This window comes from Nitratireductor sp. XY-223 (assembly GCF_004959855.1).
In the GTDB taxonomy this organism is placed as follows: Bacteria; Pseudomonadota; Alphaproteobacteria; order Rhizobiales; family Rhizobiaceae; genus Hoeflea_A.
On record NZ_SPNT01000002.1, the window covers coordinates 205,920 to 225,435 of the forward strand.

General features: G+C 63.7%; 18 protein-coding genes. 3 read left to right on the plus strand and 15 right to left on the minus strand.

Features of this window, described 5'->3' with window-relative positions; genetic code table 11:
* Positions 1-4: 4 nt before the first annotated feature.
* Positions 5-499, minus strand: coding sequence for an MmcB family DNA repair protein (locus E4M07_RS07550; RefSeq protein WP_136657708.1), 495 nt, complete (start codon positions 497-499; stop codon positions 5-7).
* Between the two features lie 236 nt (positions 500-735).
* Here E4M07_RS07550 and E4M07_RS07555 point away from each other — a divergent pair, with 236 nt between their 5' ends.
* The gene (locus E4M07_RS07555; RefSeq protein WP_136657709.1) at positions 736-1,380 is read left to right on the plus strand and encodes a L,D-transpeptidase; all 645 of its coding nucleotides are present in this window, start codon (positions 736-738) and stop codon (positions 1,378-1,380) included.
* Between the two features lie 69 nt (positions 1,381-1,449).
* On the opposite strand, the gene E4M07_RS07560 is transcribed toward E4M07_RS07555, so the two are convergent.
* The 10 genes from E4M07_RS07560 to E4M07_RS07605 all read right to left on the minus strand — a co-directional run bounded on the left by E4M07_RS07560 (position 1,450) and on the right by E4M07_RS07605 (position 14,104).
* On the minus strand, positions 1,450-2,247 hold the full coding sequence (locus E4M07_RS07560; RefSeq protein ID WP_136657710.1) for a xanthine dehydrogenase family protein subunit M: 798 nt from the start codon (positions 2,245-2,247) through the stop codon (positions 1,450-1,452).
* 24 nt (positions 2,248-2,271) lie between these two features.
* Positions 2,272-4,614 carry a xanthine dehydrogenase family protein molybdopterin-binding subunit gene (locus E4M07_RS07565; protein ID WP_136657711.1) on the minus strand — a complete coding sequence of 781 codons (2,343 nt, stop codon included), beginning with the start codon at positions 4,612-4,614 and terminating at the stop codon, positions 2,272-2,274.
* Between the two features lie 112 nt (positions 4,615-4,726).
* Positions 4,727-5,215: a (2Fe-2S)-binding protein gene (locus E4M07_RS07570; protein ID WP_136657712.1), complete on the minus strand. Its 489-nt coding sequence runs from the start codon at positions 5,213-5,215 to the stop codon at positions 4,727-4,729.
* A gap of 285 nt (positions 5,216-5,500) precedes the next feature.
* The gene (locus tag E4M07_RS07575; RefSeq protein ID WP_136657713.1) at positions 5,501-6,247 is read right to left on the minus strand and encodes an SDR family oxidoreductase; all 747 of its coding nucleotides are present in this window, start codon (positions 6,245-6,247) and stop codon (positions 5,501-5,503) included.
* Between the two features lie 21 nt (positions 6,248-6,268).
* Positions 6,269-7,732, minus strand: a complete 1,464-nt coding sequence (locus E4M07_RS07580) for an aldehyde dehydrogenase family protein (protein WP_136657714.1) — start codon at positions 7,730-7,732, stop codon at positions 6,269-6,271.
* A complete protein-coding gene (locus E4M07_RS07585) occupies positions 7,729-9,375 on the minus strand; it encodes a dipeptide ABC transporter ATP-binding protein (protein ID WP_136657715.1) in 1,647 nt (548 codons plus the stop codon). The genes E4M07_RS07580 and E4M07_RS07585 overlap by 4 nt, the downstream gene beginning before the upstream one ends.
* On the minus strand, positions 9,375-10,211 hold the full coding sequence (locus E4M07_RS07590) for an ABC transporter permease (protein WP_169054175.1): 837 nt from the start codon (positions 10,209-10,211) through the stop codon (positions 9,375-9,377). The genes E4M07_RS07585 and E4M07_RS07590 overlap by 1 nt, the downstream gene beginning before the upstream one ends.
* A gap of 29 nt (positions 10,212-10,240) precedes the next feature.
* Positions 10,241-11,191, minus strand: a complete 951-nt coding sequence (locus E4M07_RS07595) for an ABC transporter permease (RefSeq protein WP_136657716.1) — start codon at positions 11,189-11,191, stop codon at positions 10,241-10,243.
* Between the two features lie 65 nt (positions 11,192-11,256).
* Positions 11,257-12,747 (minus strand): ABC transporter substrate-binding protein, encoded by a 1,491-nt coding sequence (locus E4M07_RS07600; protein WP_136657717.1) that lies wholly within the window; start codon positions 12,745-12,747, stop codon positions 11,257-11,259.
* Positions 12,748-12,811: 64 nt separating this feature from the next.
* Positions 12,812-14,104 (minus strand): acetylornithine deacetylase/succinyl-diaminopimelate desuccinylase family protein, encoded by a 1,293-nt coding sequence (locus E4M07_RS07605; RefSeq protein ID WP_136657718.1) that lies wholly within the window; start codon positions 14,102-14,104, stop codon positions 12,812-12,814.
* Between the two features lie 94 nt (positions 14,105-14,198).
* On the opposite strand from E4M07_RS07605, the gene E4M07_RS07610 reads away from it, so the two are divergent.
* Entirely contained in the window at positions 14,199-14,777 is a 579-nt protein-coding gene (locus E4M07_RS07610; protein ID WP_206057198.1) for a LuxR C-terminal-related transcriptional regulator, read from the plus strand.
* A gap of 13 nt (positions 14,778-14,790) precedes the next feature.
* Here the strand turns inward: E4M07_RS07610 and E4M07_RS07615 are convergent, their stop codons facing one another.
* From E4M07_RS07615 to E4M07_RS07630, 4 genes are all read right to left on the minus strand, one after another.
* Positions 14,791-15,693, minus strand: coding sequence for an alpha/beta fold hydrolase (locus tag E4M07_RS07615; RefSeq protein WP_136657719.1), 903 nt, complete (start codon positions 15,691-15,693; stop codon positions 14,791-14,793).
* Positions 15,694-15,773: 80 nt separating this feature from the next.
* Positions 15,774-16,658: an SDR family oxidoreductase gene (locus tag E4M07_RS07620; protein WP_136657720.1), complete on the minus strand. Its 885-nt coding sequence runs from the start codon at positions 16,656-16,658 to the stop codon at positions 15,774-15,776.
* Positions 16,659-16,673: 15 nt separating this feature from the next.
* Positions 16,674-17,825 (minus strand): tRNA epoxyqueuosine(34) reductase QueG, encoded by a 1,152-nt coding sequence (gene queG, locus E4M07_RS07625; protein WP_136657721.1) that lies wholly within the window; start codon positions 17,823-17,825, stop codon positions 16,674-16,676.
* A gap of 3 nt (positions 17,826-17,828) precedes the next feature.
* On the minus strand, positions 17,829-18,521 hold the full coding sequence (locus E4M07_RS07630; RefSeq protein ID WP_136657722.1) for a glutathione S-transferase family protein: 693 nt from the start codon (positions 18,519-18,521) through the stop codon (positions 17,829-17,831).
* Between the two features lie 181 nt (positions 18,522-18,702).
* On the opposite strand from E4M07_RS07630, the gene E4M07_RS07635 reads away from it, so the two are divergent.
* Positions 18,703-19,509: an undecaprenyl-diphosphate phosphatase gene (locus tag E4M07_RS07635; protein ID WP_136657723.1), complete on the plus strand. Its 807-nt coding sequence runs from the start codon at positions 18,703-18,705 to the stop codon at positions 19,507-19,509.
* The last annotated feature ends 7 nt before the right edge of the window (positions 19,510-19,516 follow it).

Genomic DNA, 19,516 nt, shown 5'->3' on the forward strand with positions numbered 1-19,516 from the left:
ACTGCTAATCGGCGGCGCCGTCCGCCTGTTGATAAGCCGTTTGCTCGGCGATCAGCAGGCGGTCGGCACCGGTCCTGGCGAAACGCAGCGTCAACGCCTTGCGCGTCGCCGGCGCGAGCTTGTGCAGCGGCGCGTCGCGGACGATCTCGGCGCCGTAACCGTCCGACAGGATCATGCCGCAATCCTGCGGGAAGATGTCCAGCGGGACGCCCGGATGGGTGGCAAAGAAAAGCCGGTCGCAATGCCGGCGGTAATCCGGCCATTTACTGTCGGCTCTCAGATCCTCGACCGACGACTTGATCTCGACAATCCAGAACTCGCCCTTGTCCGACAGCGCGATCAAATCGGCGCGCCGGCCGCTTGCCAGACCGAGTTCCGGCAATACGGCGTGCCTCAGCTCGACGAACAGGCGCTGAACGCCCCGGCGCACGAGCAATGCGCGCTCCGACTGGCGGCCGTCGACCAGGGTCGGTTCCGGATGGGGTGAGACGATCGGCATGTTACGGGTGGCCTTGCGGATGTTCTGTCAATGTTCACGGTGCAGGCTGGCACGGCGCGTGCTGCTTGGCAAGCCCGGCGGGCCGTTGCACGAATGCCATAATCGCCCGGCAAGTGCGCGCTCACGAAATATTTACGTGCCTGCAGACCTTGAATTGACGAGTGTAATAAAAAATAAACCATAATTGTAAATCGTCCGGTTCACATTCCGGCGAAATAGATCGCAGAGGGGCAACGATGAGATTTCGCAAGACTATTTCAGGACTGAGCGTGGCGGCATTGCTCGTTCTTTCCGGATGCGTAAGCGGCGGGCCTGAAATCTCACGACAGATATACACCAGCGAATACGGTTCCGTTCAGGACGGCGGCTACACGATCCCGGCGGTCCCGATCGACAGGGTGCCGAAAAAGTACCATCGCCAGATCGTCAGCTATTTCTCCAAGGAAAAGCCGGGGACCATCATCGTCAACACCAAGCAGCGCCACCTCTACTTCATCCTGCCGGGCAACCGGGCGGTGCGTTACGGAATCGGCGTCGGCCGCGCCGGTTTTGCCTGGGAGGGCGAGGCCTACATCAAATGGAAGCAGCCCTGGCCGCGCTGGCATCCGCCAAAGGAAATGATCGCCCGCGAGCCGCGGCTGAAGAAATACGCCGATGGCGGGCAGGCGCCGGGTCTGAGAAATCCACTGGGTGCACGGGCGCTCTACCTGTTCGACAACAACGGCAAGGATACGCTGTACCGCCTGCACGGCTCGCCGGAATGGAAGTCGATCGGCACGGCGGCTTCGTCCGGTTGCATCCGGCTGATGAACCAGGATGTCATCGACCTTTATTCACGGGTAAAGCCCGGCAAGGACTCCAAGGTCGTCGTCATCCAGTAGGCCGCGGCCTTTCCGGCATGAAAAAACCGCCCGGACGATCCGGGCGGTTTTCGTTTGCGGTTTGTCCGGTCAGCCCGCCGCTTCCACGGCGCGGCGCGCCATGACCTTGACCAGATTGGCACGGTAGTCGGACGAGCCGTGCAGATCCGACAGCATACCGGAAGAATCGACCGACGTTGCATCGAGCGCGCCGCCCGAGAAATTGGCGCCCAGCGCCGCTTCCATATCGGTAGCGCGGAAGACCCCGTCGCTGCCGGCACCGGTGACGCCGACCCGGACACCGCCGGCCCCCTTAGCCACGAAAACACCGGTCATCGCGTAGCGGGAAGCCGGATTCGGGAACTTCTGGTAGGCCGCCTTTTCCGGAGCATTGAAGCTCACGGCCGTGATGATTTCGCCGTCGTTCAGCGCCGTCTCGAACATGCCGACAAAGAAATCGTCGGCACTGATTTCGCGGCTATTGGTGTGGATGGTGGCGCCAAGCGCAACCATGGCCGCCGGATAGTCCGCCGCCGGATCGTTGTTGGCGATGGAGCCGCCGATGGTTCCCATGTTGCGGACATGCGGATCGCCGATATGCGAAGCAAGGTCGGCGAGCGCCGGACAGGCGCTGCGGATTTCCGCCGAGTTGGCGACATCCGCGTGGGTGGTGCCCGCGCCGATGGTCACCTGACTGCCTGCAACCGAGATGCCCTTCAGGTCGGCGATGTGGCGCAGGTCCACGACGTCGCTGGGCGCCGCAAGGCGCTGCTTCATCGTGGGGATGAGCGTCTGGCCGCCAGCAAGAAGCTTGCCGTCGTCGGCGCCGGCGATCAGGCTTGCGGCTTCTTCGACAGAGGAAGCACGATGGTAATTTGTCTTGTACATGTCAGTGTCCTTTCCTCTGCGAACTCAGCCGTTGATCGCCGCCCACACCGCCTGCGGCGTCGCGGGCATGGTCAGATCGTTGTTGCCGATCGCATCCGTGATGGCGTTGATCACCGCCGGCGGAGAACCGATGGCTCCGGCCTCGCCGCAACCTTTCATGCCCAGCGGGTTCGACGGGCTCTCGGTCTTGGTGGTCGATACGTCAATGGACGGAAGGTCGTCGGCCCGTGGCATGGTGTAGTCCATGTAGCTGGCGGTCAGCAACTGCCCGGACTGCGGATCGTAAGCGCAGCCCTCGAGCAGCGCCTGGCCGATACCCTGGGCCACGCCGCCATGCACCTGCCCTTCGACAATCATCGGATTGATGATGGTGCCGAAATCATCCGCGGCGACGAACTGGATGACGTCCGTCACGCCGGTGTCGGGGTCGACCTCCACCTCGCAGATGTAACAGCCGGCCGGGAACGTGAAGTTGGCCGGGTCGAAAAACGCCGTCTCCTTCAGTCCGGGTTCCATTCCTTCGGGCAGATTGTGCGCCGTGTAGGCGGCAAGCGCCATCTGGAACCAGGGCAGGGTCTTGTCGGTTCCCGCCACTTTCAGTTCACCGCCCTCAATGACGATATCCGCCTCATCGGCCTCGAGAAGATGTGCGGCGATCTTCTTGGCCTTCGCCTCGACCCTGTCGAGCGCGACCGAGATCGCGGACATGCCCACGGCGCCGGAACGGGAGCCGTAGGTTCCCATGCCCATCTGCACCTTGTCGGTGTCGCCATGGACAATGGAGACCGTGTCGATGCCCACACCGAGCCGGTCCGCGACAAGCTGTGCGAAGGTTGTCTCATGGCCCTGGCCGTGGCTGTGCGAGCCGGTCAGCACCTCGATCGTGCCGACCGCGTTGACCCGGACCTCGGCCGATTCCCACAGGCCGACGCCGGCGCCCAGCGATCCGACCGCCTGGGACGGTGCGATGCCGCAAGCCTCGATATAGCAACTCAAGCCGATGCCGCGCAGCTTGCCGCGTCCCGCCGCTTCCGCCTTGCGGGCGGCAAAGCCGCTGTAATCGGCCGCCTGCATCGCGGCATCGAGAGAGGCTCCGAAATCGCCGGCGTCATAGGCCATGATGACCGGGGTCTGGTGCGGAAACTCCGTGATGAAGTTCTTGCGCCGCAGTTCCGCCGGGTCGACGCCAAGTTCGCGCGCCGCCGTCTCCATCGCCCGCTCGATCAGATAACAGGCTTCAGGACGTCCCGCGCCGCGATAGGCATCGACCGGTGCGGTGTTGGTGTAGACCGTTCGGACATTCGCATGAATGTTCGCAACGTTGTACTGGCCCGACAACAGGGTCGCGTACAGATAGGTTGGCGTGGCCGATGAAAACAGCGACATATAAGCGCCGATATTGGCCAGCGTATCGACCTTGATGGCCGTGATGCGGTTTTCCGAATCAAAGGCGATCTTGATGTTCGACACGTGGTCGCGGCCGTGGGCATCGCACATGAAGGATTCGGTCCGGTCTGCCACCCATTTGACCGGCACATCGGTGCGCTTGGACGCCCAGAGACAGACGATTTCCTCGGGATAGATGTAGATCTTGGAACCAAAGCCGCCGCCCACATCCGGCGCGATCACCCGCAGCTTGTTTTCCGGCGCGACGTTGTAGAAGGCGCTCATCACAAGGCGGGCGACATGCGGGTTCTGCGATGTCGTCCAGCAGGTGTAGTGATCTTCGGCCGAATTGTAGTGGCCGAGCGCCGCACGCGGCTCCATGGCGTTGGGGATCAGCCGGTTGTTGACGACGTCCATCTCGGTGATATGCGCCGCACTGGCAAGTGCAGCATCCACCGTCGTGCTGTCACCGAGTTCCCAGTCAAAGATCTGGTTTCCGGGCGCGTTTTCATGGATCTGCGGTGCGCCCTCGGCAATCGCCGCCGTGGAATCGGTGACCGACGGCAGCTCTTCGTAGTCCACTTCCACCTTTTCGGCGCCCTCGCGGGCCTGGGCCCGTGTGTCGGCAACGACGATCGCGACGGCATCGCCGACGTAACGGACCTTGCCGGTTGCCAGCGGACGCCAGTCGCCCATATTCATCGGCGAGCCGTCCTTGGAAGTGATCGCCCAACCGCAGATGAGGCTGCCGATGCCGTCTTCCGTCAGCTGTTGTCCGTCCAGGACGTCGATGACACCGGGCACGGCAAGCGCCGCACTCTTGTCGATGCCGTTGATCTTCGCATGCGCGTGCGGGCTGCGCACGAACATCGCGTGCTTCATGCCCGGAACCACCATGTCGTCCGTATAGCGGCCCTTGCCGGTGATGAAACGCTTGTCTTCCTTGCGCGCAATCCTTGCGCCAATTCCTTCAGCACCCATTGGAAAATTCCTCCGTTCGGCGGGCGTTGCCGGATCCGGGCGATGCGCGCTCCCCCGCGCATTTCCAGGGGTCTACCCTGAAGACCGGCCGGCCGCTCCGCGTAAATTGACCTTATTCGGCAGCCTGCTGCGCGCCGCCCATTTCGTTGGCGGCGGCCAGGATGGACTTGACGATATTGTGGTAACCGGTGCAGCGGCAGATATTGCCCTCGAGCTCTTCGCGCACGGTCTTTTCGTCAAGGGACGCGCCGTGACGGCGGATCATGTCCGTCGCCGCCATGATCATTCCCGGCGTGCAGAAACCGCATTGCAGGCCGTGATTCTCATGGAACGCCTTTTGAACCGGGTGCAGTTCACCGCCGGCCGCAAGACCCTCGATTGTAGTGACTGCCGATCCCGCGGCCTGGGCGGCCAGCATCGTGCACGACTTGACCGCCTCGCCGTCGACATGAACGACGCAGGCGCCGCATTGCGACGTGTCGCATCCGACATGCGTTCCGGTCAGACCAAGATTGTTCCGCAGAAACTCAACCAGTAGCGTTCGGTCCTCGGCATCGCCGCTGACCTCGCGACCGTTCACAGTCATCGATATGCTTGCCATCTAACTCCTCCCAGATACGCTTCGGCATGGATCTTATGCCGTTGGATTTGCATTTACGGCGGTGCGGCCGTTTGACAAGAGCCGTGTGCACCGGACCGGTATGCAATCATTGGGCACGCGCGGGGATCCCGCGGCACCAATTTTGAATTCGTCTAATTCAATGGAGCCAGCACAGCCACATTGTGTCAAGCCTGAACAGGATAGCCGGCTCGAAAAAGGTGACCGAACAGTCGTCTATTGGACTAAAGGCTAAAGGACGCCGGTCAGCCGACCGGCGCCCGTCCGTCAGATGCAGCGGCCGCCGTCGACTTCCATCGCAACGCCGGTGACCATGGATGCTTCGTCCGAACACAGGTAACAGGCGGCATTGCCCATATCCTCGGGGGTCGAGAAGCGGCCGATGGGAATGGTCGACAGGAATTTCGCCCGCATCTCGGGCGTGTCCTCGCCGAGAAAGCTCTTCAGCAGCGGCGTCTCGCCGGCAACCGGACAGATTGCGTTGACGCGGATGCCGTGCGGCGCGAGTTCGACCGCCATGGTCTTGGAGGCGGTGATCATCCAGCCCTTCGAGGCGTTGTACCAGTTGAGCTTCGGGCGCGGGCTCACACCGGCCGTCGATGCCACGTTCAATATGGCGCCACTGCCGCGCTGCTTCATTTGCGGCACGATGGACCGGGCCGTCAGGTAGACGGATTTGACGTTGACGGCGAGCACGCGGTCGAATTCCTCTTCGGTGACCTCTTCGAGCGGCGTCGGAAGATGGGTGATGCCGGCATTGTTGACCAGAATGTCGACGTGGCCGAAGGCTGCGAGTGCCGCATCCGCCATCGCTTCGACGCTGATCGAATCCGAGACGTCGACGGCCTGGGCGACGGCACCGCCGCCCAGTTCCCCGGCAAAGCTGTCCGCTGCTTCACCATTGATGTCGGCAACCATGACGCGGGCGCCTTCGGCAATGAACTTGCTGGCGATGCCGGCACCGAACCCCGAGGCACCGCCGGTCACAATGGCGGTCTTGCCGTCCAGTCTCATGTCGTTTCCTCCGCGAACTTCCTATCCGTGATGGGCGGCGACGGTCTTCAAGACGGAAAACCCGTACAGCGCCTCGAATCCCTTTTCCCGGCCGTGGCCGGATTTCGCCATGCCGCCGAAAGGCAGCTCGACGCCGCCGCCGGCACCGTAATTGTTGATGAACACCTGTCCGGCATGGATTTTCCTGGCAAGGCGCATCTGGCGGCCGCCGTCGCACGTCCAAACGCCCGCGACAAGGCCGTAGTCGGTGCCGTTTGCAATGGCAACGGCCTCGTCCTCGTCGTCAAACGGAATGACCACCTGAACCGGGCCGAAGATCTCATCCCGGGCAAGCCGGTGACCGGGCGAAACACCGGCGACCAGCGTCGGCTCGACATAATGCCCTCCGGCGGGCGCGTCACCGGCCAGGCTGCCGCGCGCAGCGATCGTCAGGCCGTCCTGCCGGGCGAGGTCCAGAAAACCGGTGACGATCTCCTTCTGGCGGGCGGAGATCAGCGGCCCGACATCCAGGTCCCCGGCGGCCGGCCCGACACGCAGGCCGGCATAGCGTTCGGCCATGCGCGCGACAACGTCGTCGTAGACGCCCCGCTGCACGAGAATACGCGACGACGCCGAGCAGGTCTGGCCGGCGTTCTGGATGCCGGCATTGACGAGAAACGGCAGCGCCTTGTCGATATCGGCATCGTCGAAGACAAGCTGCGGCGACTTGCCGCCGAGCTCGAGCGTGACGGGAACCACATTCGCCGCAGCGGCGGCCTGGACCAGCGATCCGACGCCGACCGATCCGGTAAACGAGATGTGGTTGACGCCCGCATGGGCCGTCAGAGCCGCGCCGGCCTCCTCGCCCAGCCCGGGCACGACGTTGAGCGCGCCCTTCGGCAATCCGGCCTCGTTTGCGATCTGGGCGAAGGCGAGCGCCGTCAGGCAGGCCTCCTCGGCCGGCTTGAGAACGGCGGCATTGCCCATGGCGAGCGCCCCGCCCACAGAGCGGCCGATGATCTGCATCGGGTAGTTCCACGGCACGATGTGCCCGGTGACGCCATGCGGCTCGCGCAGCGTGTAGACCGTGTAGCCGTCGAGATAGGGGATCGTCTGTCCGTGCACCTTGTCGGCCGCGCCGCCGTAGAACTCCAGGTAACGGGCCAGAGCGATCGCGTCATTGCGGGCCTGGGAAAGCGGCTTGCCGACGTCCGCGGCCTCAAGCTCGGTCAAAAGCTCGACATTCTCAAGGACAAGCTGGCCCATGCGGGTCAGGATGCGGCCGCGCTCCAGCGCGGTCAGCGCGCCCCACTCACCGTTGAGGGCGGCTTGCGCCGCACCGACCGCCCGGTCGATGTCGGCGGCTTCGCCGCGGGCGATTTCACCGACGGTTTCGCCGGTGGACGGATTTTCCAGCGCCAGCGTGCGTCCGCCGGCCGGCGCGGCCCATTCGCCTGCGATAAAGACACTGGCCGGATCGAAACCCAGCCTTTCGCGCAAATTCATGAGGATGCTCCCGATCCGTTTGCCGCAGCGCGCGCCTCGCGGGCCTTCAGCGCCTCGTCGAGCACCGGCGTCGCCGCCAGCAGTTCCTGGGTGTAGGGATGCCGCGGATTGCGGAACACGTCCTCCGTCAGGCCCTCCTCGACCACCTTACCCGATTTCATGACCAAAACCCGGTCGGTGATGGCGCGCACCACCGACAGGTCATGCGATATGAAAAGATAGGAAATAGCGAGGCGGTCGGACAGATCGGCCAGAAGATCCAGGATCTGCGCCCTGATCGATACATCGAGCGCCGAAACGGCCTCGTCGAGGACGATCAATGACGGCTCGATGATCAAGGCGCGGGCGATCGCGATGCGCTGGCGCTGGCCGCCGGAGAACTCATGGATGTATTTTTGCGAATCGGATGGCTGGAGCCCGACATTGACGAGGGCCTCGTTGATGCGGCGGCGCCGTTCCGGCGGATCCGGCTGCTCGTCGAGCAGGAAGAACGGCTCGGTGATCAGCCGGTCGACCCGGTGGCGCGGATTGAACGAGCTGTAGGGATCCTGGAAAACCACCTGGACCCGGCGGCGCATATCGCGATCCGGCCCGTGTCCATGGGTCGAGAAGACACCGCCGTTCAGCCTGATCTCTCCGGACTGGACCGGGTCCAGTGCCAGGATGGCGCGCGTCAGAGTCGACTTCCCGCAGCCGCTCTCGCCGACCAGACCGACATTCTCGCCCCGCCGGATGGCCAGCGAGACATGGTCGACCGCGCGAAAATGGCCGGGCGCGGCGAACAGCGAACGGCGCGGCAGCGGATAGTCGCGCACGACGCCGGAAACCTCGATGACCGGCTTGCCGCGCCCCGGCACATGCACCGGGCTGCGCGAGGGAACGTGGCTCGATGCCTCGAACAGCGATTTTGTGTAAGGGTGGCTCATCTTGCGGAACAGGGTCAGCGTGTCTCCGGCCTCGACCACCTCGCCGTCCTTCATGATGGCGATGTGGTCCGCCATGTCGGCCACGACCGCCAGATCATGGGTAATCAGGATAAGCCCCATGCCGTCCTCGTCGACCAGCTTCTTCAAGAGCTTGAGTATCTGCGCCTGCGTCGTCACATCCAGCGCCGTCGTCGGCTCGTCGGCGATCAGCAGCTTGGGCCGCAGGGCTATGGCCATGGCGATGACCACGCGCTGGCGCTGGCCGCCCGAAAGGTCGTGCGGGTAGCGGCTGAGCGGGAACCGGTCCTCGGGAAGACCGACTCGGTTGAGCGCTTCACGGGCGATGCGCCGGGCCTCGCGCCGCGACTTGCCGGAATGCACCAGGATCGTCTCGGCCACCTGGTCGCCGATGGTCTGCACCGGGTTGAGCGCCGTCATCGGTTCCTGGAAGACCATGCCGATATCGTTGCCGCGCAAAGCGCACATGTCCTTCTCGCCGAAGGTCTCCAGCGCCTTTCCGCCGAGGCGGATGGCGCCGCTCCATTCGGTGCCGACCGGAAGCAGCTGCATGATCGCCATGGCGGTCATCGACTTGCCCGATCCCGATTCGCCGACGACGCCCAGCACCTCACCCGAATCAACGCCGAGGCCGACGTCACGCAAAATAGGTGTGCCCTTGATCGAAAGATTCAGCTTTTCGATTTCCAGCAAGGCCATCAGCGCGCCCGCCTGAGCTTTGGATCGAAGATATCGCGCAGCCCGTCGCCCATCAGGTTGAGCCCGAGAACGGTGAAGACAATGGCAAGGCCCGGAAAGATCGCCAGGTGCGGCGCGATATAGATCATCGTCTGCGCTTCGGAGAGCATGCGGCCCCAGCTCGGCAGTGGCGGCTGCGTGCCGAGGCCGACATAGGCAAGGCCCGCCTCGGCGAGGATGCCGAGGGAGAACTGGATCGTGCCCTGGACGATCAGGAGATTGGTGATGTTGGGCAGGATGTGCTCGGCGGAGATGAGCGTGCGGCCCTTGCCGGAAACACGGGCGGCGAGCACATAGTCACGCTGCCAGAGCGACAGGGCGGCGCCGCGCGACAGCCTGGCGAAGACGGGAATGTTGAAAATCCCGATGGCGATGATCGCGTTGACGGCGCTCGGGCCGAACACGGCGGTGATCATGATCGCCATCAGAAGCGCCGGGAAGGCGAAGACGAGATCGTTGGCGCGCATGACGACCTCGTCGATCAGCGCGCCGTGCCGGGCCGCCGCCAGCAGGCCGAGCGGCACGCCGATCACGATGCCGATGCCGACGGCGATCAGGGCGACGGCAATGGAGGTCCGCGCGCCGATCATGACCATGGAGAAGATATCGCGGCCGAAGGCGTCGGTTCCGAACCAGTGGGTTGCCGAAGGCGTCTTCAGCTTGTTGGCGATTTCGAGGTCGGTGACGTCATAGGGCGTCCAGACGAAGGAAAGCAGCGCGGCGGACAGGAAGACGAGCGTCAGCGCCAGCCCGATCAGGAAGCTCGGGGTGCGCAACGCGGCAAGCACCATGCCCATGCGCAGCGAGGGCTCGACTTTGAGATCGCTCACGTGCGCGCCCTCCGCAGCCTCGGATCGACGATGGCGTAGGTGACGTCGACGATGAAGGTGACGAGGATGACCGCGAAGACGAGAAGGAAGATGACGCTCTTGACGACGATGAGATCACGCTGGGTGATGCTCTGGAACACCAGCCGGCCGAGCCCGGGCAGGAAGAATACGTTCTCGATGATGATCGCGCCGGCGAGCAGGAAGGAAAACTGCAGCCCGATGATGGTCAGGACCGGGATCAGCGCGTTCCTGAGCGCGTGGCGCCAGAGCGCCTGGCGCCGGGTCAGCCCCTTGGCCCTTGCGGTGCGGACGAAATCCTCGCCGAGCGTGTCGAGCAGCGAGGAGCGCATGACGCGGGCAAGGATCGACGCCTGCGGCAGGGCGAGCGCGATAGCCGGCAGGGTCAGCGCCTTCATGCAGGCGAGGAATCCGGCCTCCCACCCCGGAAAGCCGCCTGCGGAAAACCAGCGCAGCGAAATCGCGAACAAGAGGACGAGAAGCATCGCGAACCAGAAGTTCGGGACCGCAACGCCGAGCTGGGTCACGCCCATGATCGAGACATCGGTCGGTGAATTGCGCTTGGCGGCGGCAATAACGCCCACCGGGAAGGCAATCGCCGTCGACAGGACCAGCGCATAGATGGCCAGTGGCATCGACACCCAGAACCGGTCGGCAATCAGTTCGCTTACCGGCACCTTGTAGGTGTAGCTGATGCCGAACTCGCCCTGCACGAGGCCGGTGATCCATTGCCAGTAGCGGACCGGCGCCGGCGCGTTCAGTCCGAGGCTGTCACGAAGCGCCGCGACCGTTTCCGGCGACGCGTTGAGCCCGAGCATGAAGGATGCCGGGTCGCCCGGCACCACCTCTATGACGAAAAAGATCACCAGGCTCGCAGCCATGAGACTGATGGTCAGCGAGACCAGCCGTTTGATCGTGTAGGGAAGCATGGAACCGGTTCGAATTCGTCACGATGGCGACGGGAGCCGCAGCGCGGCTCCCGGTCTGTTGCGGATCAGTCTTCCCAGTAGACCGAGGTCATGTCGGCTGCCTGGGTCGGGGCATTTTCCCAGACGCCTTGCAGCTTGGCGTTGACGACGCCGGTATTGGCAAGCTGGAAGAGGTAGCCGTTGACATAGTCGTCGGCGATCTTCTTCTGGGCTTCCTTGACCAGCCGGTCGCGCTCTTCCGGGTCGGCCGTGTTGTTGAGATCCTCGATGATCTTCTGGAACTCCGGGCTGTCATACTGGAAGTAGTATTCCGGACGGGCGTAGATGCCGATGTCGAAAGGCTCGGTGTGGGAGACGATTGTCAGCCCGTAGTCCTTGCCCTTGAACACCTGCTCAAGCCACTGCGCCCATTCCAGGTTGCTGATCTCGGTCTCGATGCCGATATCGCGCAGCTGCGAGGCGATGATCTCGCCGCCACGGCGCGCATAGGACGGCGGCGGCAGCTTCAGCGTCGTCTTGAAGCCGTCCGGATGGCCGGCCTCGGCGAGCAGTGCCTTGGCCTTTTCCGGGTCGTAGTTCGACTGCGCCGTCAGGTCGAGATAGGACGGGTGGTGCGGCGCGAAATGGGTGCCGATCGGCGTCCCGTATCCGAACATGGCTCCGTCGATGATCGCCTGGCGGTCGATCGCGTGGGCGATGGCCTCGCGCACCTTGGGATTGTCCAGCGGCGGCATCTTGTTGTTGGTCGACAGGATGGTCTCGCCTTCCGTCGAACCGGCGATCACCCGGAAGCGGGGATCGGCTGCAAATTGCGGCAGGTTCTCGGGCGCCGGGAACGGCATGAAGGCATCGACATCGCCGGCCATGACGGCGGCGAAGGCCGCGTTCGGGTCGGAAATGAACTTGAACGTCACCTTTTCAAGCTTCGCCGGCTCGCCCCAGTAATCGGGATTGCGCTCCAGTTCGACGCGGTCGCCCTGGACCCAGTCCTTGAAGACGAAGGCGCCGGTCCCGACCGGGTTGGTGGCGTTGTTGGCGATGGTCTCGGGCGCGACGACCACGGCATCGCCCCAGGCCAGGTTGAAGAGCATGCTGCCGTTCGGCTTGGACAGCGTCACCTTGACGGTGTGCGGATCGACGACTTCCACCGATTCAATATCGGCATAGAGCGCCTTTTGCGCATTGGTCGATTCTTCCGCGCCGATGCGCTCAAGTGAGAATTTGACGTCGTCGGCGGTCATGTCCGACCCGTCATGGAACTTAACGCCCTTGCGCAGGTTGAATGTGTAGACCTTGCCGTCGTCGGAAATCGTCCAGGATTCGGCAAGCCCCGGATTGATGCTGCCGTCGGGGCCGAATCGGGTCAGGCCTTCGAAGATGTTGGAATAGGTGACCGTGTCGATCGCTCCCGCCGCGCCGGATGTCGGATCGAGATTCGGCGGCTCGAGCTGGGCGCCGACCGTGATGTCCGTCTTGGCCGCGAAAGCGGCCGGCGAAAGCGCGGTCGAGACCGCGAGTGCTCCCGCGAAAGCCAGCGCCTTAAAAGCTGATGTCATCGTTTTTCCTCCAGTTACGGTTCCCTGTTATTCACCGCGACCATAGTTTTTGCACTGCGGCACATCAAGCGCCGAGCAGGTCCTTCAACGACAAGGCCATGACCTTGGCCGAATCGATCATATCGTCGACGCCGACATATTCGTCCGGCTGGTGCGCCAGATCCAGAATTCCCGGCCCGTAGGCGATGCAATCCTTCAGCCGGCCGATGCGATCGATGTGTTTTTGATCGTAGGTTCCCGGTGAAACGACGTATTCGGGGCTCTTGTCGAGCACCTTCTCGATTGATTTGGATACCGAGCGGACAACCGGCGCATTCTCGTCGGTCATGGTCGGGCTGACATGCCACAATTCCCGCAAATCGTAGGAAAATCCTTCGCGCTCGGCGCTGACCTTGTCCAGAAGATCAATCATCTCCTGGCGGACCTCGTCGGAGTTCTCCTCGATGATATAGCGCCGGTCGATGATCATGCGGCAGGAATCGGGGACGCAGGCCGAGGGATATCCGGTAAAGTCGGGTTCCGGCTCGGCCTGTCCGCCATGCATCGAGTTGATGTTCATCGTCGACTGCCGCGCCCCTTCCGGGACCACGGGCATGGCGGTGCGCTTCTGGGCCAGCGCCGGATAGAGGCTGGTCTCGAACTCCTGAAGAACGGCGCCCATGTGACGCACCGCGCAATCGCCGAGGAACGGCATGGAGCCGTGGGCGATGTGGCCCTTGGTCTCGATTTCCGCCCACCACACACCGCGGTGACCGAGGCAGACACGGTCCTTGTTGAGCGGCTCCGGGATGATGACGTGCTGGACCCGTTCCGGGTCGAAGAAACCCTTTTCCGCGAGATAGGCGACACCGCCGTAACCGCCGGTTTCCTCGTCTGCGGTGCCGGAGATCTCGACGGCGCCGGCAAAATCCGGATGGGTGTCGATGAACACCTCGGCGGCAATGATCGATGCGGCAAGCCCGCCCTTCATGTCGCAGGAGCCGCGCCCGTAGATCTTGCCGTCGATCAGCTCGCCGCCGAAGGGATCGGTGGTCCAGCCGTGGCCGACCTCGACGACATCGATGTGCGAGTTGAAATGCACGCAGGCACCCGGCATCCGGCCCTCGCGGCGGGCGACGACGTTCCAGCGCGGATACTTGTCGCTGTCGCCGGGCGTACCGAAGGCCCTGACCATCTCGATCTCGAAGCGGCGCGCCCGCAGGCGGGCGGCAAGATACTCGCAGATTTCGAGATAGGCCTCGCCGGGCGGATTGAGCGTGGGAATGCGGATGAGGTCCTGGGTCAGCGCGATCAGCTCGTCGCGACGCGCCGTGATCTCATCCGTAAAGGCTGCCACCGCCACACCGGCCTCGCTCATGACATCGTACCCCTACGCAAACCCGTTGAATTTCAGTACAAGAAACAAATATTTCCGGCAGATGCCGGTTGCCGCAATACCGTAGGATTACGAAGTGCCGAACAGTCCGAAACCGGATGACCCCGATTACCGCACCTTGTGCGACCTGGCGTTCGACAACGCGCCGATCGGGCTCGTGTTGACGGAAAACCGTATCATCCGCGCCTGCAACCGGACCTTCGCCGACATTTTCGGCTACGAGAAGGACGAGCTGATCGGCCAGTCCTTCCGGGTGCTATACGCGTCCAATGACGACTTCGAGCAGATCCGCGATATCGGCCTGCAGACCCTGAAGGTCGGCGGCCAGTACACCGACGAGCGGATCATGCCGCGCAAGGACGGCAGCCTGTTCTGGTGCCGCTTCAGGGCCCACAGTCTTACCCCGGACGAGCCGCTGCAAAGGGCGATTTTGAGCTATGCCGATATCTCGGAACACAGGCCCTTGCTGGAGTTGTCGGCGCGCGAGCGACAGATCGTCACGCACCTGTTGGGCGGCAAGACGAGCAAGGAGATCGCCCGCCTCATCGGCATATCGCCGCGCACCGTCGAATATTACCGCTCACGGCTGTTGAAGAAGTTCAACGCCAGCAACGTGACCGAGCTGCTGGCGCATCTGGGCGGTGCGCCCGTTTAGAGCGGGCCGCGGTCTAGCGGTTTTCCTCGAGCCATTTCAGCGTCGTCGGTATCATCTGGCCGTCGAGCGTCACCGGGCCGGAAAAGGCGTCCCAGACATGGTCGGTCTCGAAGACGACGAGCTGCTGCTTGCCGGGATGATAGTTCAACAGGACCTGACCGGCCGCCGGCTGCGGCACGACCAGCGTGTCCTTCGTGCCGACGATGACCATCAGGGGGCCTTCATAGGCCGAGATGGCGGCCGCCGGGCTGGTGACCGGCAGCTCCTGGTAGAAGGCACCCTTGAGCGTCGTGTCGACGCCCCAGGGCAGCTTCACGGTATGCGGCGTCTCGGGCTCCCCGGCAATGGCCTTCATCACGGTGTCGCTGCCGAGCAGGCCCGTATAGGTGGCGAGCGGATTGGTCACCGGCGCCCAAAGGACGACCGATTTGACTTCAGGCCGCTCGGCCGCGGCGTGCGCGGCGATCAGCCCGCCCTGGCTCCAGCCGAGGATCGAGATGTTGTCGCCGTCCACATCCCGGCTGTTCTTCAGCCAGTCGATCGCCGCCACGGCGTCGGCAATCTGGCCGGAGAATGTGGTGTCTTCCCAGGCGCCCTGGCTCTCGCCCGAGCCGCGGAAATCGATACGCAGGCTGGCATAGCCGTTTTCCGCCAACTGGCGGGCCGTGCGCGCAAACACACCCTCATCGGTGTCCTTGACGGGAAGCTCGTCGCGCGAGCCGGTAAAGCCGTGCAGCATCAGGACGACAGGAGCCGGTCCGGTCGCATTGTCCGGCGTTTCGAGGGTTCCGACGACCGACTTGCCGTCAACCCGGAAAAGTATGGTCTTTTCGGCGGCGTGCACGGTGCCGTACGCAACCGCCACCAGGAGCACTGCAGCAAAAACGGTCGCAAGGTGTCTCAGCCATCCAAGCATCGCGGATCCTCCCCAATTCATGATTTCCCAACGGCTTTGCGGCGATGGTCGCACAAAGCACCCGCCCGGCCAAGAGAACATCACGACTCGCTCGACCCGGCCCAGTTGCCGTCCCGCCAGAGCGCATCCAGGGCCGCGCGGTAGTCTGCATAGCGCAGGCCATAACCGCTGCCTTTCACCTTGCGGTTGGAGACCCTCTTGCATTCGCCATAGAAGGACCGCGCCATCGGCGACAGATCGGCGGTCTCGAAATCGATTTCGGGCGGCGGTTCGACGCCCATTTTCCGGCAGGCATAAACGACCACGTCCTGCGGCGGGGCCGGCAGATCATCGGTGACGTTCCAGATGCCGCCGGCGCGCTGATCGATCAGATGCGCGGTCGCGCCGGCAATGTCGGCGACGTGGATGCGGTTGAAGACCTGGCCGGGCTTGACCAGGCGGCGGGCCTTTCCACGGTCTATATTGACGAAGGCGTTGCGGCCCGGGCCGTAAATCCCGGAGAGCCGCAGGACAGCCGCCGGAACGCCGGTTTCGCGCAGTGCGGATTGCCATGCCCTTTCGGCGTCGAGACGGTCGAGAGAGCGGCGCGACACCGGCTTGCAGTCGGTTTGCTCGTCAACCCAGGCCCCGCCGTGATCGCCGTAGACGCCGACCGTCGACAAATAGCCCGCCCATTCGAGTTCCGGCATCAGCCGCCGCAGACCGGATCCGGCCAGCCGCAGCAGCGGATCACCGTCCTCGTCCGGCGCGATGGACTGGATCAGGTGGGTGACGCCGGCAAGCGCGGTCTCAAGGTCTTTGGCCAGGTCCTTTCCATCAAACAGGAACGGGTCGATGCCGATTGCGTCGAGTGCGGGAAAATTGTCCGCACTGCGGCTGGTCCCGCCCGTCCATTCGGCCCGGCCGGCCAGTTCCTTTGCAATCGCCCGGCCGGAATAGCCGGCGCCGAAGATGAAAAGACGCATCGCCTCGACTTCCTGTTACATTGCCAGGGCTCTATGCCATTCGTCGCGCACCGTGTCATCCGATTCATCGGCCGCACGGGCTCTCAGGGACGCAAGAGCATCGGGGCCGAGAAGGCGCGAAAGCGCCCAGACCGCGGCACCGCGCACCTCGGGGCTGTCGTCGTCGAGGTTTCGGCGACAGATGTCCGCCAGCGACGGGTCGGCGGAGTTTCCACAGGCGATCAGCACATTGCGGATGAACCGGTTACGTCCGATACGCTTGACCGGCGAGCCGGAAAACAGCGCACGGAATGCGGCATCGTCAAGCCCGGCGAGGTCGGCAAGCCGCGGCGCCTTCAGATCGTCGCGCGCCCGCAGCTTGGCCTCGCGCGCGTCGCTGGCGAACTTGTTCCAGGGGCACACGGCAAGACAGTCGTCACAGCCGAAGATGCGGTTGCCCATGGCGGCGCGGAATTCATGCGGGATCGGCCCCTTGTGCTCGATTGTCAGATACGAGATGCAGCGCCGCGCATCGAGCTGATAGGGCGCCGGGAAGGCGTCCGTCGGGCAGATATCGAGGCATGCGCGGCAGGACCCGCAATGGTCGCTCTCAGGCGGATCGGGCGGCAGTACCTTTGTGGTGAATATGGAGCCGAGGAAGAGCCAGGACCCGAAGTCGCGGCTGACGAGGTTGCTGTGCTTGCCCTGCCAGCCGACACCGGCCTTCTCGGCAAGCGGCTTTTCCATCACCGGCGCGGTATCGACGAACACCTTGACGTCGGCCCCGGCACGCGCCGCAAAGCGGCCGGCAATGCCCTTCAGCCTGCCCTTGATCAGGTCGTGATAGTCGCGGTTCTGCGCATAGACCGAAATCGCCGCCCTGTCGCGCCGCGCCAGCACCTCCAGCGGATCGCGATCGGGCCCGTAATTCATGCCGAGCATCAGGATGGAACGGGTATGCGGCCACAGGACCCGCGGATCGCAGCGCCGGTCCCGCGTCTCCTCCATCCACGTCATGGTGCCGTGGCGGCCGGCCTCCAGATAGGCATCGAGGCCGGAAGGTGCGAAGTCCCCGATGGCATCCGGCGCGACGATACGGGCGATATCAAAGCCGGCGGCGCGCGCTTCCCCGACCAGAAAGGCCTTCAGCCTTTCCGCCTTTGACGGGGTTTGGGGATGCGCCGACATTGTTCAAAAATCCAGATCCGCATATTGCGAAACCGGGGCGATCCTGGAAACGCGATCGGCCAGCAGCGGGCGCATGCAGGGGCGCGACTTCATGCGCTGGTACCACTCCTTGGCATTGGCGGTCTCGCCCCACTTGATCTCGCCGAGATAGTCGAGCGCGGAAAGCGCGCCGGCGGCGGCGAAATCGGCGTAGCTCATCGTGTTTCCGGCGAGCCAGTCGCGGCTGGCGGTCAGCCAGTCGAGATAGCGCATATGCTGGTGTATGTTGGCGCGTGCGGCGCGCAGTGCCTTGGAATCGGGCGCGCCGCCGCCGTTCTCCTTCGGCATGAGCAGCTTGAAGACGCGCTCGCGCACCAGGTAGCGGGTGACGTCCTGCTCCATCTTGACGAGGAACCACTCGGTCAGGCGGCGCACCTCGGCGCGCCGGAACGGTTCGTCCGGAAGGAGCCGCCGGTCGCGCTTGAAGACCCCGAAAACCTCGTCGATGAACTCGGAAATGACCGTGGCGCCGCAGACCGCCTGCAGCGAATCGTCGACATAGACGGGCAATGTCGCCGCCGGATTGAGGGCCAGGAAATCCGGCCGCTGCTCCCAGGGGCGCTCCTCGACCAGGTCGGCCTCAAGATCATATTCGCTGAGCACCAGCCTGACGAATCGGGATGCGGCGGACATCGGGTGGTGATAAAGGGTCGGCATGCCTTCTCAATCTCGTCTGCAAAGCTGATTCGCTAAAAATATCTGGCAAAAACGGGCGAAAAAGCTATAGAGCGCATCTTGTTCAAATGAAAGCGTTTGAACAAGATGCGCAGCGGAGAGTCGCACGGCGCCGGTCCGGCGCGGTTTCATCGCAAAATCGGGGCTGAGCACAGGGGTATGGATGGCTGAACAGACGATCATCGGCGCTCTCTTGCTCGGCCTGATCGAGGGCCTGACCGAATTCCTGCCCGTTTCCTCCACCGGCCACCTGCTGCTCGCGGGCCATTTCCTGGGCTTCGAATCGACCGGCAAGACGTTCGAGGTGCTGATCCAGCTCGGCGCGATCCTGGCGATCCTTTCTGTCTATTTCACACGGCTCTGGCAGCTTCTTCTGGCCTTCCCGACCGACCGCCGGGCACGGCGGTTCGTCTTCGCGATCGTGCTCGCCTTCCTGCCGGCGGCCGTGATCGGCGTCATCGCCTACAGTTTCATCAAAACGGTGCTCTTCGAAACGCCGCTGCTGATCTGCATCGTGCTGATCATCGGCGGTTTCGTGCTGATGGCGGTGGACCGCATCAAGAGGCCGGCGCGCTACACGGACGTGATGGACTTTCCGCTGGCGCTCGCCTTCAAGATCGGCCTCATCCAGTGTCTGGCGATGATCCCCGGTACCTCGCGGTCGGGCGCCACCATCGCCGGCGCGCTGCTGCTCGGCACCGACAAGCGCTCGGCGGCGGAGTTCTCGTTCTTTCTGGCCATGCCGACCATGGCCGGCGCCTTCACCTATGACCTTTACAGGAACTACAATCAGCTCTCGGCCGACGACGTGACGGTGATCGCGGTTGGCTTTGTCGCGGCGTTTATCACCGCCGTGATCGTCGTGCGCTCGCTGCTCGACTTCGTATCCCGCTACGGGTTCGCGCTCTTTGCCTGGTGGCGCATCGTGGTCGGAACGGCCGGCCTGATCGGCCTTTATTTCTGGCCCTAGGAGATAT

Coding starts and splice junctions, on each gene's coding strand:
- E4M07_RS07555 (WP_136657709.1), top strand. CDS start 736: ATGAGATTTCGCAAGACTATTTCAGGACTGAGCGTGGCGGCATTGCTC.
- E4M07_RS07620 (WP_136657720.1), bottom strand. CDS start 16,658: ATGCGTCTTTTCATCTTCGGCGCCGGCTATTCCGGCCGGGCGATTGCA.
- E4M07_RS07595 (WP_136657716.1), bottom strand. CDS start 11,191: ATGCTTCCCTACACGATCAAACGGCTGGTCTCGCTGACCATCAGTCTC.
- E4M07_RS07575 (WP_136657713.1), bottom strand. CDS start 6,247: ATGAGACTGGACGGCAAGACCGCCATTGTGACCGGCGGTGCCTCGGGG.
- E4M07_RS07615 (WP_136657719.1), bottom strand. CDS start 15,693: ATGCTTGGATGGCTGAGACACCTTGCGACCGTTTTTGCTGCAGTGCTC.
- E4M07_RS07605 (WP_136657718.1), bottom strand. CDS start 14,104: ATGAGCGAGGCCGGTGTGGCGGTGGCAGCCTTTACGGATGAGATCACG.
- queG (WP_136657721.1), bottom strand. CDS start 17,825: ATGTCGGCGCATCCCCAAACCCCGTCAAAGGCGGAAAGGCTGAAGGCC.
- E4M07_RS07580 (WP_136657714.1), bottom strand. CDS start 7,732: ATGAATTTGCGCGAAAGGCTGGGTTTCGATCCGGCCAGTGTCTTTATC.
- E4M07_RS07570 (WP_136657712.1), bottom strand. CDS start 5,215: ATGGCAAGCATATCGATGACTGTGAACGGTCGCGAGGTCAGCGGCGAT.
- E4M07_RS07630 (WP_136657722.1), bottom strand. CDS start 18,521: ATGCCGACCCTTTATCACCACCCGATGTCCGCCGCATCCCGATTCGTC.
- E4M07_RS07590 (WP_169054175.1), bottom strand. CDS start 10,211: ATGGGCATGGTGCTTGCCGCGTTGCGCACCCCGAGCTTCCTGATCGGG.
- E4M07_RS07585 (WP_136657715.1), bottom strand. CDS start 9,375: ATGGCCTTGCTGGAAATCGAAAAGCTGAATCTTTCGATCAAGGGCACA.
- E4M07_RS07560 (WP_136657710.1), bottom strand. CDS start 2,247: ATGTACAAGACAAATTACCATCGTGCTTCCTCTGTCGAAGAAGCCGCA.
- E4M07_RS07565 (WP_136657711.1), bottom strand. CDS start 4,614: ATGGGTGCTGAAGGAATTGGCGCAAGGATTGCGCGCAAGGAAGACAAG.
- E4M07_RS07550 (WP_136657708.1), bottom strand. CDS start 499: ATGCCGATCGTCTCACCCCATCCGGAACCGACCCTGGTCGACGGCCGC.
- E4M07_RS07635 (WP_136657723.1), top strand. CDS start 18,703: ATGGCTGAACAGACGATCATCGGCGCTCTCTTGCTCGGCCTGATCGAG.
- E4M07_RS07600 (WP_136657717.1), bottom strand. CDS start 12,747: ATGACATCAGCTTTTAAGGCGCTGGCTTTCGCGGGAGCACTCGCGGTC.